Here is a 15990-nt window from a genome sequence, read left to right as displayed (position 1 = left end):
CACTCGAAGGTCATTCGACTGCAGTTTCAAAGACGGAGAGCACATGCGTCAGGTCATCATCATCGGCTCCGGCCCCGCCGGATTCACGGCGGCCATCTACGCCGCCAGGGCGAACCTCAAGCCGCTGCTCATCGCGAGCTCGGTCGAGGTCGGCGGCGAGCTGATGAACACCACCGAGGTGGAGAACTACCCGGGCTTCCCTGAGGGCATCCAGGGACCGGAGCTCATGGCCAAGTTCCAGGAGCAGGCGGAGAAGTTCGGCACCGAGGTCGTCTACGACGACGTCACCGAGCTGCAGCTCGACGGCCCCGTCAAGAAGGTCATCCTCGGCAGCGGTGCGGAGCATGAGACCCAGTCGCTGATCTACGCGACGGGCTCGGCCTACCGCAAGCTCAACATCGACGGTGAGGAGCGCCTCTCCGGCTACGGCGTCTCCTGGTGCGCCACGTGCGACGGCTTCTTCTTCCGCGAGAAGACGATCGCCGTCGTCGGCGGCGGCGACTCCGCGATGGAAGAGGCCACGTTCCTCACGCGCTTCGCCGACAAGGTCTACGTCATCCACCGCAAGGACACCCTGCGGGCCTCGAAGATCATGCAGGAGCGCGCCTTCGCGAACGAGAAGATCGAGTTCGTGTGGAACAGCGAGGTCGCCGAGGTCCTCGGTGGCGACTCCGTGACGGGTGTGCAGCTGCGCTCCACGGTCGACGGCACGCTCCGTGACCTCCCGCTCGACGGGCTCTTCATCGCGATCGGCAACGACCCGCGCACGCACCTCGTGCACGACAAGCTCGAGCTGACGCCCGAGGGCACCATCTGGGTCGACGGACGCTCGTCGAAGACCTCGGTTCCGGGTGTCTTCGCTGCGGGTGACGTCATCGACCCCACCTACCGTCAGGCCATCACGGCTGCCGGCAGCGGCGCGGTCGCCGCGCTCGATGCGGAGCACTTCCTCGCAGACCTGGAGGACGCGTCCGTGGAGGTCCCGGCCGCCGAGGCCGCCGAGATCCTCACCGCCAGGGCATAGGCCGGGAACACTTTTCCCTCGTCGGCTGTTGTAGCAGACGAACCTCGAATCAAGGAGAACTCTGATGAGTGCAAAGGCTACGAGCCAGGCGACCTGGGAGCAGGACGTTCTGCAGGCCGAAGGTCCCGTGCTGGTGGACTTCTGGGCCGAGTGGTGCGGTCCGTGTCGCATGGTCGCGCCGGTTCTGGACGAGATCCAGGCCGACAACCCCGACAAGATCACGATCCTCAAGCTCAACGTCGACGAGAACCCCGAGCTGGCGATGAAGTACCAGATCACGTCGATCCCGGCGATGAAGGTGTTCCACGGTGGTGAGGTCAAGACGACCATCATCGGCGCCAAGCCCAAGTTCGCTCTCGAGAAGGACCTCGCCGCTTTCATCGGCTGATCCTGCGATTCGAAAGGGCCGTACCTCCCGGGGAGGTACGGCCCTTTCTTCGTCTCCGTGCCCCGTGTCGTGCGCGATGCGCCTCTCCGTCAGTCTTTGTCGTACACCGAGACGGGTAATAGTCCACGGGCAGCACGGGCTCGATCGACGAGGAGCTGGATCACTGCGGTCTTGCCCGCGTTGTATGACTCCTCGCCCATTCGCGAGGCATCGACAGCAGCGTGCTTCGCGCGTTCGTAGAGCTCGGCATCTTCCGGGTTCTGCAGCAGCCAGTCCCGAAGGATCCTCTGGTTCACCTCATCCCACCTGGACGCCTCGAAGAAGTGGGCGATTCGGGTGCGCACGCCGTCCTCCTCGAAGACCATGACCTGGTGGCTTCGCACTCCGCTCCCGAGCCGCCACCCGACGGTCTCGAGGGCAGGCAGATGCCGGTCGAGGTCCTCCTCGTCGGCGATCCGTACCGCGACATCGATGATCGGCTTGGCACTCATCCCCGGGATGCTGGTCGAGCCGATGTGCTCGACGATCCGGTTCGGATTCCCCTGCGTCCGCAGCTCTGCCGCGACCCTCCGGAAGGCGTCCGGCCAGGCCGGATCGTACGGATCGAGGACGGCCTCCACATCAGGAGGCGTCGGCGACGGACGGATCCCAGCGGCGGTGGCGCTGCTTCTCGTCCAACAGGCCCCAGACGGCCGAGGTCAGCTCCGGGTACTCCAGTGCGATCTGTCGCAGCACACGATAGTGGCGGGCCGCGTTGGGACGCACGCCGTCATTCGCATTGATGTTGTCGGCGCGAAGAAGGTAGACGACGAGCTCGTCGACGCTCGGGAGCTCCTCCATGAACTCCCACGGATCCTCGCCTCCGAGCAGGCGCTCCTGGATGAGGACCGCGAGTTCGTCGGCCGCTTCGGCCCGCAGCACTTCCAGGCTGGCGCGACGCTGTACGGACTCGGTCATGCTTCAAGCCTACGTCGGCTGGGGACCCCTCCGGCGCTGCACCTTCATGTTCTCTGTCATCTCCTCGAGCTCTTTCCCCTTGGTCTCCGGCACCTTGAAGAAGACGAAGAAGAACGACAGAAGCGCGAAGAACGCGTAGAAGCCGTAGGCGAAGGTGAGTCCGATCTCCGCGAAGGCCGGGAACGTCGTGGAGATGAAGAAGTTCGCGACCCACTGCGCCGCAGCGGCCACCGCGAGGGCGCCGGCTCTGATCGAGTTCGGGAAGATCTCGCCGAGCAGAACCCACACGAGCGGGCCCCAGCTCGCGCCGAAGAACACGACGAATCCGTTCGCGCAGACCAGCGCGATGGTGGCCCAGGGGTCGGGGAGTGTCGCCGTCCCCTGCGCGTCCAGCGTGCCGAACGAGAAAGCCACAGCCATGAGGCCGAGGGTCACGGTCATCCCCACCGAGCCCACCAGCAGCATGATCCGTCGACCGATCTTGTCGACCAGCAGGATCGCCACGATCGTCACGACGATGTTCGTGACAGAGGTGATGACGGAGGTGAGCAATGCGCTGGACTCGTCGAAACCCACCGACTGCCAGAGCGTGGTCGAGTAGTAGAAGATGACGTTGATGCCCACGAACTGCTGGAAGACCGACAGCAGGATGCCGATCCAGACGATCGGCTTCAGTCCCAGACGGTTGCCGCGCAGGTCGCGCAGAGACTCGGAGCGTTCGGTGTCGATGGTTCCGGTGATCTCGTCAATCTTCCCCTGGACGTCGACGGTACCGGTGACGGTCTCGAGAACCTCAGCCGCCCTTTTCAGCTCTCCCTTGCGCACCAGGTACCGCGGAGACTCCGGGAGCCGAAGAGACATGAGCCCGTAGACCAACGCGGGGATAGCCGCGACCATGAACATCCACCGCCAGGCCGTGAGACCCCACAACGGCTGATCCGCTGCACCGGCGAGACCGGCGAGCAGCGCGTCTGAGAGCAGCGCAGCGAAGATACCGGTCACGATGGCGAGCTGCTGCAGGGATCCGAGGCGACCCCGCACGGCTGCCGGCGACACCTCAGCGATGTATGCCGGCGCGATGACCGAGGCCGCGCCGACACCGAGTCCACCGATGACTCGCCAGATGATGAGGTCGACGACACTGAAGGCGAGACCAGAGCCGATAGCGGAGATGAAGAACATCGCCGCTGCGACGACCATCACGGGAATGCGTCCGTACTTGTTGGAGACCGGTCCTGCGAACCAGGCACCCACCGCGCAACCGATGAGAGCGGAGGAGACGGCAAAGCCCTTCAGGGCCGTGCCGAGATCGAACCCGGAGACGTCACCGGCCAGGGCATCCACGGCGCCGTTGATCACGGCCGTGTCGAATCCGAAGAGGAAACCACCCAACGCGGCCGCGATGCTCACCGCGATCACACGGCGCTTGATGGCTACTGGACCGGCTGTACTCGACATGACATCCCCCTCGTCGTCACGATGACGCGAGTCTAGGCTAGCGCTGCCGTGGCCGGGGCCTCACTTCGACGAGCCGTAACCGCTCTCTCCGATCTCCTCCAGGATGCGATTGAGATCCTGAATGGAAGCGAAATCGATCGTGACCTGGCCTTTCCGTGCGCCGAGAGCGATCTTCACGCGGGTGTTGAGTCGGTCACCGAGCTTGCCGGCCACCTCGTCGAGGTATGCGCGGCGCGCACCGGGGGTCGGCTTCACGGACTTGCCGGCGCTGGGCTGCGACTTGGCGGCCTCCTCGGTGGCGCGCACCGAGAGGTCCTCGTTCACGACCTTGTCCGCGAGACGCTGCATCGACTCCGGAGTCTCGAGACTGAGGATGGCTCGCGCGTGCCCCGCGGTCAGCACCCCGGCCGCAACCCGCTGCTGCACGGGCACAGGAAGCTTCAGGAGCCGGATCGTGTTGCTGATCTGCGGACGTGAGCGGCCGATGCGTGTGGCCAGCTCCTCCTGCGTGATCCCGAAGTCCTCGAGGAGCTGCTGGTAGGCCGAGGCCTCTTCCAGCGGGTTCAGCTCGGAACGGTGGAGGTTCTCCAGCAGGGCGTCGCGGAGGAGATCCTCGTCGGCAGTCTCGCGAACGATCGCGGGGATCACTTCGAGCCCGGCTTCACGAGCAGCACGGGTACGTCGCTCCCCCATGATGAGCTCGTACTGGCCCTCGCTGTTCTTGCGGACGACGACGGGCTGGAGCACACCGAACTCACGAACGCTGTGGACGAGCTCAGCGAGATCTTCGGGGTTGAAGTGCGTTCGCGGCTGACGGGGGTTGGCCACGATCGTGTTCGGATCGACCTGGATCAGGTGGATGCCGGGGACGACCTCGAGTTCGGCGGCGTCGGCTTCGACCTCGGGTACTGCCTCCGCATTCGCCTTTCGCAGGCTCGCGCCAGGAAAGAACACGTCGACAGGACGCTCCGACTGATCAGTCGTGGGGATGAGGGCGCCGATACCCCGGCCCAGCCCAGTGCGCTTCGCCATCATTTCTCCTTGCTCTGCGTCGCTGTGCGCGATGCGATCTCAACGGCGGCCTCACGGTAGGCGATCGCGCCAGCGGATTGACCGTCGTACGCGATCACGGTCTGCCCGAAGCTCGGGGCCTCCGATACCCGGACCGAACGCGGGATGACCGTCTCCAGCACCTGTTCCGGGAAGTGTGTGCGGACCTCTTCCGCAACCTGCTGCGCGAGGCGTGTGCGCCCGTCGAACATCGTCAGCAGGATCGTGGAGAGATGAAGGACGGGATTCAGGTGCTTCTGGATCATCTGGATGCTCCCGAGCAGCTGACTCAGTCCCTCGAGTGCGTAGTACTCGCACTGGATGGGGATGAAGACCTCTGTCGCCGCCGTGAAGGCGTTGATGGTGAGCAGCCCCAGTGATGGAGGGCAGTCGATGATGACGAAGTCCATCGGGTGGTCGGCGAGGTACACCTCAAGGGCACGACGTAGGCGATGCTCTCGAGCAACCTGTGCAACCAGCTCGATCTCTGCACCCGCGAGGTGGATGGTGCTCGGCGCACAGAAGAGGTTCGAGTCCTCCGGGGACTCCTGGATGATGTCCGCGAGCGGGAACTCATCGATCAACACGTCGTAGACGCTGGGGACCTCGGCGCTATGCGGCACACCCAATGCTGTGGAGGCGTTGCCCTGCGGATCCAGATCGATGACCAGGACCTTCGCGCCCATTCCTGCCAGGGCCGATGCGATATTCACGGCGGTGGTGGTCTTCCCCACACCGCCCTTCTGATTCGACACGGTCAGCACACGGGTTTCCCCGGTGAACTCGACGGTGGCGGCCTCGAGTGCGCGCCTACGGGCGGAGAGGTCAGCGAGTTCCCGCGCAAGCGGTGTATCCATCCCGAACGATCCGTTCGATGACGTCTTCTCGGATTGTTTCACGTGAAACATCCACTCCTTTCGGGGCCGCCTTCCACTCTAATCGCTGGGAGTGACGTTCGATGACGGAGGGGCGCACGGTGCGCCCCATCCCCGGACAGCTGGGGCGCCGAGCACCACTGGAAATTGCGTCCGGATGGCGGTCGCTTGGAGCAGGAACGTCGATGTTTCACGTGAAACGGTCGCGTCCGGGGGCTGTCTACCCCCGTAGGTACGCCGCGTCCATGCGACAAGCGGTGCGTGAGACGCCCATTCGCGTCGAACCTCCCATGACGCTGGGCCCGCGGCATGACCCGAGCGCTTGCGCGCCTCTGGTCCTGACCCCTCCTCCCCCACATCACCTTTTGCGGACTGCACACACGGACCGCCATACACGTCTGCCGATCGGGCCGCCACACACTCGTACGGAGGTGCGCGTTTCATGCCGGCTGACAACCGAAGGGATACTGGCCGCAGTGAGAACACGTAGGAACACCCACGGCATCATCGACGCCGTTTCACGTGAAACATGTGTTGAGTGGCCGTACACGCCCGAGGGGATCCCCACAGCCACCGACTCCTGGACGGTGTCCACTCGCGCCGTTCAACAAGCTCTCACGAGATCCGAGCCGGGCCCGTCGCTCTGGCGTTGCAACCTGACGACGCGTCACCCCCTCCAAGCTGACCGCGCTGCACAAGATCCGTGATCAGGAGTCGCCTGAGCGTAGGAGCAGCGCACGCAAGAGAGGCGCACCCAGGAGGCGGCTGTCGCCGCAGCCGCTGGCCTCTACCGCTCATGGAATCGGTACAGCCACCCCTCCCCCACCTTCCCGCCACGTCTGCATCACTCTCCACGCTCCTTTTTGCGGCGGCCTTGCGTAGAGGGGTCATTCACACCAAGAGACGGCGATCGGATGGGTACGTTTCACGTGAAACATTCATCCCTTGATGCTCGAAAGCAGTGGAGGCGAGCGGGGTAGCCCCGCACATAAGGGCTCTCCAGCCGCAGAAATCTCTGAAGCGCCCATGGCACCAGATCGCACCGCACACCAAGCAGAGCACGTCGGGCACGTCGGCCACGTCCGGCTCGTCAGGTACGTCAGGTACGTCAGGTACGTCAGGTACGTCAGGTACGTCAGGTACGTCAGGTACGTCAGGTACGTCAGGTACGTCAGGTACGTCAGGTACGTCAGGTACGTCAGTGTTTCACGTGAAACCGAACATGACACGCGTCCGATCTCGCAGTGACCTCCCTTCACAGAGCCCGCTAACGCGTAACAATCCGACGAACCCTGTCCGTACGACCAGCAACGTCCGCCGCAACAGCAACGTCTGGAGCGGCAGCAACCCATCACCAGCACCAGCACCAGCACCAGCACCAGCACCAGCACCAGCACCAGCAGCGGCTACGCAGACCTGCATCCCTCCTACACTCATTCCTCACGGAATCCCACCCTGGCGATGGCATCGCCCTCGCGCGCGTTTCGATCGACCGGCGATACACCTCTACATACCCAGGCTCACGGCTGGAAGCAGCATGGTGCCCATGTTTCACGTGAAACATGCCAAACGACCTCGACCTGCGAATGGGGCAGTGCAGACGAACCAACCTGCCATGGAGACCATTGAAGCCCGCCCAGCGCAGGAGAGCGCCTGATCCGGCGCCGATGGCGATGAACTCTGCAGGGTGAGGTCTCATCGGCCCGGGCGAACGAAGCTAGACGAAGGATCCAGCATCCGACGAACAATCAGGTCGAAAACTCGTCATCAGCGCCGCGCGATGCCCTGATGCCCATCCCATGGACACGGAAAGCGGGGTGTTTCACGTGAAACACCCCGCCTACCTGTCACAACGAAGCTAGCGAACGCGGGCGCGAACCACCCGAGTGGTCTCGGGGAGGACACTCTCCCCCAACACTTCGACCCTCACATCGGACAGCCGGAACCTCTTGATCTGCTTCTGAGCCGCATCGATCTCGTTCGGTGCGTTCATCCCCTTGAGGAGCGCGAGCTCACCGCCTTCTCGTACCAGCGGAGCAGTCAACGGGATCAGAGTACGCAGCGCGCTGACGGCTCGAGCAGTCACGACATCGAAGCCATCCCCGGGCTGCACGTCCTCCGCACGAGAACGAAGAACAGTGACGTTGGCGAGTTCCAGAGCATCGACCTGCTCGTTGAGCCAGGTGATCCGCCGCTCCATCGGTTCGACCAGCGTCCACTGCACATCCGGGCGGGCGATCGCGAGCACCAGCCCAGGAAGTCCAGCACCGGAGCCGATATCAGCGACGGAGCCGTGGAAAAGAGGAGCAGCGATCACACTGTTGAGGATGTGTCGCGTCCAGAGCCGTGGCAACTCGAGCGGCCCGATGAGTCCTCGCTCCTCGCCCTCGCGAGCGAGAGCTGCAGTGAACGATCGCGCCACATCGATGCGGTCTCCGAAGAGATCTGCGGCGACAGAAGGTTCAGGCTCCAGCTCACTCATGCGTGGCTCCGATCGAGCGATGTTTCACGTGAAACATCAACGACGGCGAAGAACCGTGTGACGGTCAGCACCCTCACCGTAGGACTCGGAGACCAGACCGCGCTCCGCAGCGATATCGTGCACCAGCTTGCGCTCGTAGCTGGACATCGAAGGCAGGGATGCCTGCGACGAGCCCTCATCGAGCTTCGCGGCAGCGGCGTCGACCAAGGTCTCCAGCTGACGGCGACGAGTGTCGCGGGAGCCGGCGATGTCGAGGATCAGTCGCGAGAACGAGCCGGTCTTGCTCTGCACGGCGAGGCGCGTCAGCTCCTGCAGCGCCTGGACTGTCTCCGGAGCGGAGAGCACTGACAGCGCATCGCCTTCGGCCTCGACCGAGACATAGGCACGTCCCTGACGAACATCCAGGTTGAGGTCACCGTCGATATCGGCGATGTCGAGGAGCTCCTCGAGGTAGTCCGCGGCGACGTCGCCTTCGTTCTCGAGCTGAGCCACGGTGGGCTCGGCGTTGTCGGTCATGGTTTCGCTCATGAACCGCTCCCCTTCTTCTTCGCGCGCTTCTTACCTACCGGCTGCTGGCGCTTCGGTGCTTCTGCCTTCGCCTTCTCAGCCTCTTCGAGCAGACGCTGCTGCTCTGCCTCGTAGGCGGCCATCGGGACGACCTTGCCCGAGGAGTCGAGCGCCTTGCCCTTGCGTGCCAGACGCTCTTCACGAGCCTTGGCGGCTTCCGAACCGGGAGTCGGCATCTCGCGGATGACGAGGAACTGCTGGCCCATGGTCCAGAGGTTCGAGATGAACCAGTACACGACGACACCGAGCGGGAAGAAAATGCCCGAGAAGATGAAGCCGAGCGGCAGCACGTAGAGCATGATCTTCTGCATCTGGTACGCCTGGCCGGTCTTAGCTTCCGGAGACAGGTTCTTCGAGATGATCTGCAGCTGAGTGAAGAACTGCGAGCCGATCATCAGAACGACGAGGGTGACCAGGATGATGATCGCCGTGGTGTTCTGCGCATCGACCGCGTCGCCCAGTGTCTCGTGCAACGACGCCACACCGAAGAGCTTCGCGTCGTAGAACTCCTTTGTCAGCTCAGCGCTCAGCAAACCGACTCCACCGACACCATCGACGGCGTGTTTCTTCACATCGCTCAGCACACTGAAGAGTGAGAAGAAGATCGGCATCTGGACCAGCAGCGGAAGACAGCTCGACATCGGCGTCGTGCCGTGCTTCTTGTAGAGGCCCATAGTCTCGCGACTCATGGCCTCACGAGAGAGCTGATCCTTCTTTCCGCGGTACTTCTCCTGGACTTTCCGCAGTTCAGGAGCGATTTCCATCATCTTGCGCTGGCTCTTGATCTGCTTGACGAAGAGCGGGATCAGAGCGGCACGGACGACTATGACGAGACCGACGATCGACAGTACCCAGGTCAGACCGGATGCCGCGGGCAGACCGACAGCGGTGAGAAGCCAGTGCCAGGCGACGAGGATCATCTCGACGACCCACTTGAGCGGCCACAGGATCGTGCCGATCAGGTCGAAGCCACCCGCCGCGGGCGCATCGCTGGGGGTGGTGCTGGCGAGCAGAAGGTCAAGACCCACCGTTCAGTCCTTTCGGGAAGGGACGACGAAACCGTGTGCGGTCAGGTCGTAGCGGAAGTGGTCGTGCGGACGGACGTCATCGACGCCGCCGGTGGTCCAGGGGTTGCAGCGGAGGATGCGCCATGCCGAGAGCGCCGCTCCCTTCACTGCGCCGTGCTGCTGCACCGCACCTACAGCGTAGGCGGAACAGCTGGGGTAGTACGCACAGACATCTCCATACACCGGGGAGATCACCTTGCGATACGCGGTCAGAAACCCCAGCACCAGATTGCGGGGGATCACAGGGATGCTGCGCACCAGGTCCTGCGAGCGAAGATGCGCAGTCCCGACCGACGAAGCCGGAAGGGCGCTCATGCCGACACCGCGTCGGACGCCGGCGTCAGCCTGCTCAGACAGCGATCGACATCGGCACGAAGCTCGGCGAACGATGCGGTGGCAGACGCAGGAAGGGCACGGATGACGACATCCGTGCCCTCGGGAACTCGCGGGAGCGCCTCCGCGCACACGGCCTTGAGCCGACGACGCACGGTGTTGCGCACCACAGCGGTGCCCACCTGCTTGCTGATGATGAATCCGAACCTCGCGGCTCTGCTCTCGCCCGTCGTCAACATCGAGGTGATGACGCGCGCCCCGCCACAACGGGAACCGCGACGAACGACCAGACGATAGTCGCTCCCGCGGGTCAGCCGATACGGGCGGGCGAGCACAGCAGACTACGCAGAGAGCTCGGTGCGGCCCTTCGCGCGGCGGGCAGCGAGGATGCCGCGGCCTGCACGCGTACGCATGCGGGCACGGAAGCCGTGCTTCTTGGCGCGACGACGGTTGTTGGGCTGGAAGGTGCGCTTGCTCATGGAATCACTCCGGGAATGCTGCCACCGGGTTCACTGCGACCGGAGACATGGGGTACTGCCAAAAATGGCATAAGTCAACCAAGTAAGGGTACGTCTTACCGACGCACAGAGCAAATCTGCGCGCTCACGTGGTGGTCTTCCGGTACGAACCGCACAGCCATTATCCACAACCGAACCACGCCCGGCAGGTGCAACACGCGCGCGTATTTTCAAGGGCAGGTTGCCGTTCACAGCCGGGATGACTACCGTGGCATCCTAAGTTATCCACAGGGGGAACAGCACGTCGACCCCGCCTCGATCACTCGTCCGGAGCGTCATGTCATCACCTGCCCAGCCCGACGTCCCCATCTGGACCACGGTGCAGGAGCTTCTGGTCGACGACGATCGAGTCACCCCGCAACTGCAGGGTTTCCTGAGCCTGGCCGTCCCGGCCGGTGTCATGTCGGCCACCCTCTACCTCGAGGTGCCGAACGACCTCACAGCCGCGCAGATCAACAAGAGACTGCGCCTGCCGATCATGGAGGCCCTCTCCCACATCGGTGAAGAGGTCACCTCCTACCGCGTCGTCGTGAATCACGAACTGGCCGAGCAGCAGACGGCACCGATCGCCGTCGGCGACTTCGGCCGGCACGAGCAGGTGCGCGTCGAGTCCCCGATGGAGCAGCCGACGCAGCTGCGCCATGAGTCCCGCCTGAACCCGAAGTACACCTTCGACAACTTCGTCATCGGGCAGTCCAACCGCTTCGCTCATGCTGCGGCGGTCGCTGTCGCCGAAGCGCCGGCCAAGGCGTACAACCCTCTGTTCATCTACGGCGACTCGGGCCTCGGCAAGACGCACCTCCTCCACGCGATCGGCGACTACGCACAGTCCCTCTATGCAGGAGTGAAGGTGCGGTACGTCTCGAGCGAGGAGTTCACGAACGACTTCATCAACTCGATCGCGAACAACCGCGGTGCCGCGTTCCAGGCGCGATACCGCGACGTCGACATCCTCCTGATCGACGACATCCAGTTCCTCCAGGGACGAGCCGAGACCCAGGAAGCCTTCTTCCACACCTTCAACACGCTGCACGACCACAACAAGCAGGTCGTCATCACCAGCGATGTCGCCCCGAAGCACCTGACCGGGTTCGAAGACCGGATGCGCAGCCGCTTCGAGTGGGGTCTCATCACCGATGTGCAGGCGCCCGACCTCGAGACGCGTATCGCGATCCTTCGCAAGAAGGCACAGAGCGAGGCGCTCCACATCCCCGACGAGGTCCTCGAGTACATCGCGACCGTAGTGTCGTCGAACATCCGCGAGCTCGAGGGCGCACTCATCCGTGTGTCGGCATTCGCCAGCCTGAACCGCTCCGCGCTCGACATCTCCCTCGCGCAGACCGTGCTCCGAGACATCATCGACACGGCCGAGGACAACATCATCTCGCCGACCGACATCATCACGGCCACCGCGCAGTACTTCAAGCTCACCGTCGACGACCTGTACGGCTCCAGCCGTTCGCAGCAGATCGCCACCGCCCGACAGATCGCAATGTACCTGTGCCGTGAGCGCACCAGCCTCTCCCTGCCCAAGATCGGACAGCTGTTCGGCAACCGCGACCACACGACCGTCATGTACGCCTACAAGAAGATCAGCGAGCTCATGAAGGAGCGACGCTCCATCTACAACCAGGTCACAGAGATCACCACGCAGCTCGGCCGACGCTGACACGCCGCGTCTCCGAGAAATGGGGAGGACAGCACCTGATCGGGTGCCGTCCTCCCCATTTTTGTGACACGGACAGGGGTTCTGATCCTCGGATAGATGCCTCTATGCACATGTGGATAACTTGTGGATGAAAGTGGATTCGGTCGGGACGAATGTGGGTTGATCACCCAAACCTGTGGATAACTCTGGGAGGGCGGTCCTCGGCCCACAACCCCCCAGCCCGCGGATTCCTCAGGGTTTCCACAACTGACAACTGTGTAGTTCCCTACTCGCTCTTGCTATCCACCGACTTATCCACAGTATCCACAGCTGTTAACACCGTTAAGGAGTTAAGTCATTCAAGGCGCGATCCGATCACCAGACGGTGGGGAGAACCGCCGGACGAACGACAAGAACCTCGGCGTAGGGATACGCCGGAGTGTGGGGCTAGCATGGGAAGCCCTGCACCGGCAGGGCAGACGACAACGCGTCACAGTTCGACGACAAGGGAGCACCCGTGAGGTTTCAGGTCAACCGCGATGTCTTCAGCGAGGCTGTCTCGTTCGTCGTCAAGCTTCTGCCGCAGCGCAACCCCCAGCCGATCCTGGCCGGAGTCCTGATCGAAGCCGATGGTTCCGGTCTGACACTCTCCGCCTTCGACTACGAAGCATCCGCGCGGACGACCATCGAAGCCACGGTGGAGACACCCGGCACGATTCTGGTCCACGGCCGGCTGCTCTCCGACATCGCGAGCCGCCTCCCGAACGCTCCGATCGAGATCGCGGTCGAGGAAGACGGCGGCATCGCCGTCACCTGCGGCTCCGCACGGTTCACACTCGCTGCCATGCCGGTCGAGGAATACCCGTCGATCCCCGAGGTGACGGGTTCTTCCGGTGTGGTTCCCGCCGACGACTTCAGCACCGCCATCTCCCAGGTCGGATTCGCCGCGTCGCGTGACGACGTGACCCCCGTGCTCACCGGTGTGCAGCTCGAAGTCTCCGGACACAACCTCAGCCTCGTCGCGACCGACCGCTACCGCGTCTCGCTGCGGGATGTGCCGTGGGACGGCGAAGCCGTCGAGGCCACCGCACTGGTTCCCGCACGCACGCTCCTCGAAGTGGGGAAGACCTTCGGTCACGCCGGCACGATCCAGGTGGCCTTCTCCGGAGCAGGCGACCGAGAGATCATCGCCTTCACCGCGGGAAACAAGACCGTCACTTCTCTCCTGATCAAGGGCAATTTCCCGCCCGTTCGCCGACTCTTCCCGGAGCAGACGGATCACTACGCGGTCGTCAACACGGCCGACCTGGTCGAGGCCGTCCGCCGAGTTTCTCTCGTTCTCGATCGCGCTGCTCCACTGCGTTTCACGTTCTCCAGCGACAGCGTGACCATGGATGCTTCGGGGGGAGACCACGCACGCGCCTCCGAGTCTGTCGATGCGATCCTCGCCGGCGGCGACGAGGTCACGCTCGGCCTGAACCCGCAGTACCTCATCGAGGCCCTCGGCGCGGTGAAGAGCGAGTTCGTCCGCGTGACGTTCACCTCGAGCGACAATGCCAACAAGCTCAGCCCGGTGCTGATCACGAGTCAGACCTCCGTGGACCAGGCCGGCCTCGACTCGTTCAAGTACCTGCTTCAGCCCAACCTGCTCCTGCGCTGATCCTCTCCGCTACCTCCCTACCCGAAACGTTCCCGGATCGGCCGGCGCCTTGGCGCTCACGTAGATCCTTCGGGAGATGTGGTGATCCCGGAATGAGCATCGGGAGGGAACCCGCTCTGCGAGCGAGGGGCGCGTCGTCACCTGCGCCCCACATGAAAACCAGAGAAGAACCTGTGTCAGACCCCGAAGGTAGGCTGACTCCGTGATTGTGGAGCACCTGAGTCTGGTCGATTTCCGCAATTACGCGACCGCTGAACTCACCCTGCATCGCGGACCGAACGTCCTCGTCGGGCGCAACGGTCAGGGGAAGACGAATCTCGCCGAGGCCATCGTTTTCCTCGCGACGCTCGGATCGCACCGTGTCTCCTCGGATGCGCCGATGGTCCGTGACGGGCAGGAGTTCGCAGTGATCCGCGCGCGACTCTCGCACGGCGAGCGTCGCGTGCTCGCCGAGGTCCAGGTGAACAGGCAGGGATCGAACAAGGCTCGCATCAACGGCTCGCCCTCGAAGCCGAACGAACTCCCCCGCTACGCACATGTGGTGCTGTTCGCTCCGGAAGATCTGCAGATCGTGCGCGGCGACCCCTCGGCTCGCCGCCGCTTCACCGATCAGCTCCTCATCCAACGCACTCCGAGGCTCGCGGCCGTCCTCGCCGACTACGACCGTGTGCTCAAACAGCGCAATGCGCTGCTGAAGTCTGCCCGAGCTCGCGGTGTCCGCGGCGAAGGATTGAGCACGCTGGATGTGTGGGACGACAAGCTCGTCTCGCTCGGGTCGGAGATCATCACGGCACGTCAGCGTCTCGCGGCGGATCTGCAGCAGCCGGTTGCCGATGCCTACGAGGCGATCGCCGGTGCCGATCATCGTCCGGAACTGGAGTGGGCGCTCTCCGTCGGCGGCGGCGACCCCGAAGAAGGAGAAGACGGTGGCGAAGGAGCCGACGGCGCATCGGCCATCGACCGACTCAGCGATCCGCACCGTATCGCCGATCTCTTCCGCGCGTCGCTCGCAGCGAAGCGGTCGAACGAGCTCGATCGCGGGCTGACCCTCACCGGGCCGCACCGGGACGACCTGGTTCTGCGTGTTCGCGACCTCCCCGTGAAGGGCTATGCCTCTCACGGCGAGTCCTGGTCGGTCGCCCTCGCCCTCCGGCTGGCCTCGGCCGAGCTGCTGCGCAGCGAATCCCCCGCCGGCGACCCGGTGCTCATCCTCGACGACGTCTTCGCCGAGCTCGACGCCGATCGGCGTCAGCGACTCGCGGCCCTCACGGCCGGCTACGAGCAGGTGGTGGTGACGGCGGCGGTGGAGGAGGATATCCCCGAGGTGCTGCATGCCCACGTGGTGCGCATCAGCGCCGGAACGATCAGCGACGAACGGGAGGCGGCGGATGACTGACGCGGCTTCGACTCCCGCGGCCGAAGTTCCCGAGACGATCGGCACGTACCTGCGCCTTCGGGGCCTGCAGCCGAGCTCCAAAAGCTGGAAGCGCAAGCGGCGCATCGCCAACGACGATGACAACGCTCCCTTCACTCCTGGGCGCGATCCTGGTGCTCTCGGCGCGGTGCTCGACAAGCTGAGCCGTGACTCCGGCTGGCAGATCACCCTCGCTCGGGAAGATCTCGTCCGTCAGTGGGCCGATCTCGCCGGCGCCGACACAGCGAAGCACTCCGAACCCGTCTCCCTGGAGCGCGGCCTGCTCACGGTGAAGTGCGACTCGACCGCGTGGGCGAAGAACCTGCAGTTCATGCGGGCCACGATTCTCACGGAGATCGGCCGACGGTATCCCGACGCGGGGGTCGAGAATCTTCGCTTCATCGGACCGGACGTTCCCTCGTGGAAATGGGGTCCCAGAGCCGTTCCAGGACGGGGCCCGCGCGATACCTACGGGTAGGGCACCACGCAAGGGGGTCGAAACGCTCACAGGCCCACACACGGCCGTTGAGCGGCATTTCCCGACGAAAC

At 64.1% G+C, this 15990-nt stretch carries 17 protein-coding genes; 6 read left to right on the top strand and 11 right to left on the bottom strand.

The genetic code is table 11. The features are described 5' to 3' along the window. Positions 1–43 precede the first annotated feature (43 nt). Together trxB and trxA are read left to right on the top strand one after the other, a co-directional pair. A complete protein-coding gene (gene trxB / locus KY497_RS03395; RefSeq protein WP_141385630.1) occupies positions 44–1024 on the top strand; it encodes a thioredoxin-disulfide reductase in 981 nt (326 codons plus the stop codon). A 64-nt stretch (positions 1025–1088) separates the two neighbouring features. Continuing rightward, positions 1089–1412 (top strand): thioredoxin, encoded by a 324-nt coding sequence (gene trxA, locus KY497_RS03390; protein ID WP_017829901.1) that lies wholly within the window; start codon positions 1089–1091, stop codon positions 1410–1412. A gap of 89 nt (positions 1413–1501) precedes the next feature. Here the strand turns inward: trxA and KY497_RS03385 are convergent, their stop codons facing one another. From KY497_RS03385 to rpmH, 11 genes are all read right to left on the bottom strand, one after another. Further along, positions 1502–2032: a GrpB family protein gene (locus KY497_RS03385; protein WP_218681959.1), complete on the bottom strand. Its 531-nt coding sequence runs from the start codon at positions 2030–2032 to the stop codon at positions 1502–1504. A 1-nt stretch (position 2033) separates the two neighbouring features. Then, entirely contained in the window at positions 2034–2369 is a 336-nt protein-coding gene (locus KY497_RS03380; protein WP_017829903.1) for a hypothetical protein, read from the bottom strand. A 9-nt stretch (positions 2370–2378) separates the two neighbouring features. Next, positions 2379–3827, bottom strand: coding sequence for a sugar porter family MFS transporter (locus KY497_RS03375; protein ID WP_200942495.1), 1449 nt, complete (start codon positions 3825–3827; stop codon positions 2379–2381). A 60-nt stretch (positions 3828–3887) separates the two neighbouring features. Beyond that, the gene (locus KY497_RS03370; RefSeq protein ID WP_218681960.1) at positions 3888–4859 is read right to left on the bottom strand and encodes a ParB/RepB/Spo0J family partition protein; all 972 of its coding nucleotides are present in this window, start codon (positions 4857–4859) and stop codon (positions 3888–3890) included. Next, positions 4859–5734 (bottom strand): ParA family protein, encoded by an 876-nt coding sequence (locus tag KY497_RS03365; protein WP_229778783.1) that lies wholly within the window; start codon positions 5732–5734, stop codon positions 4859–4861. The genes KY497_RS03370 and KY497_RS03365 overlap by 1 nt, the downstream gene beginning before the upstream one ends. Positions 5735–7610: 1876 nt before the next feature. After that, entirely contained in the window at positions 7611–8234 is a 624-nt protein-coding gene (gene rsmG, locus KY497_RS03360; protein ID WP_218682460.1) for a 16S rRNA (guanine(527)-N(7))-methyltransferase RsmG, read from the bottom strand. Positions 8235–8270: 36 nt separating this feature from the next. Continuing rightward, entirely contained in the window at positions 8271–8762 is a 492-nt protein-coding gene (locus tag KY497_RS03355; RefSeq protein WP_017829909.1) for a R3H domain-containing nucleic acid-binding protein, read from the bottom strand. Then, positions 8759–9829 (bottom strand): membrane protein insertase YidC, encoded by a 1071-nt coding sequence (yidC, locus tag KY497_RS03350; protein ID WP_055871533.1) that lies wholly within the window; start codon positions 9827–9829, stop codon positions 8759–8761. Before yidC ends, KY497_RS03355 begins: the two co-directional genes overlap by 4 nt. 3 nt (positions 9830–9832) lie before the next feature. Continuing rightward, positions 9833–10183 carry a membrane protein insertion efficiency factor YidD gene (gene yidD / locus KY497_RS03345; protein ID WP_219869818.1) on the bottom strand — a complete coding sequence of 117 codons (351 nt, stop codon included), beginning with the start codon at positions 10181–10183 and terminating at the stop codon, positions 9833–9835. Next, positions 10180–10536: a ribonuclease P protein component gene (gene rnpA, locus KY497_RS03340; RefSeq protein WP_031205843.1), complete on the bottom strand. Its 357-nt coding sequence runs from the start codon at positions 10534–10536 to the stop codon at positions 10180–10182. Before rnpA ends, yidD begins: the two co-directional genes overlap by 4 nt. A gap of 6 nt (positions 10537–10542) precedes the next feature. Further along, the gene (rpmH, locus tag KY497_RS03335) at positions 10543–10680 is read right to left on the bottom strand and encodes a 50S ribosomal protein L34 (protein ID WP_013584598.1); all 138 of its coding nucleotides are present in this window, start codon (positions 10678–10680) and stop codon (positions 10543–10545) included. A gap of 316 nt (positions 10681–10996) precedes the next feature. Here rpmH and dnaA point away from each other — a divergent pair, with 316 nt between their 5' ends. The 4 genes from dnaA to KY497_RS03315 all read left to right on the top strand — a co-directional run bounded on the left by dnaA (position 10997) and on the right by KY497_RS03315 (position 15919). Then, positions 10997–12388 carry a chromosomal replication initiator protein DnaA gene (dnaA, locus tag KY497_RS03330; protein ID WP_017829913.1) on the top strand — a complete coding sequence of 464 codons (1392 nt, stop codon included), beginning with the start codon at positions 10997–10999 and terminating at the stop codon, positions 12386–12388. 496 nt (positions 12389–12884) lie between these two features. After that, positions 12885–14027 carry a DNA polymerase III subunit beta gene (gene dnaN, locus KY497_RS03325; RefSeq protein ID WP_141385623.1) on the top strand — a complete coding sequence of 381 codons (1143 nt, stop codon included), beginning with the start codon at positions 12885–12887 and terminating at the stop codon, positions 14025–14027. A gap of 202 nt (positions 14028–14229) precedes the next feature. After that, positions 14230–15423, top strand: a complete 1194-nt coding sequence (gene recF / locus KY497_RS03320) for a DNA replication/repair protein RecF (RefSeq protein WP_055875445.1) — start codon at positions 14230–14232, stop codon at positions 15421–15423. Further along, a complete protein-coding gene (locus tag KY497_RS03315; protein WP_055871548.1) occupies positions 15416–15919 on the top strand; it encodes a DUF721 domain-containing protein in 504 nt (167 codons plus the stop codon). The genes recF and KY497_RS03315 overlap by 8 nt, the downstream gene beginning before the upstream one ends. Positions 15920–15990 lie beyond the last annotated feature (71 nt).

Source organism: Microbacterium sp. PAMC22086, from assembly GCF_019443525.1.
In the GTDB taxonomy this organism is placed as follows: Bacteria; Actinomycetota; Actinomycetes; order Actinomycetales; family Microbacteriaceae; genus Microbacterium; species Microbacterium maritypicum.
Note: the sequence above shows the minus strand (reverse complement) of the source record. Positions and strands in the feature narration are given on the sequence as shown.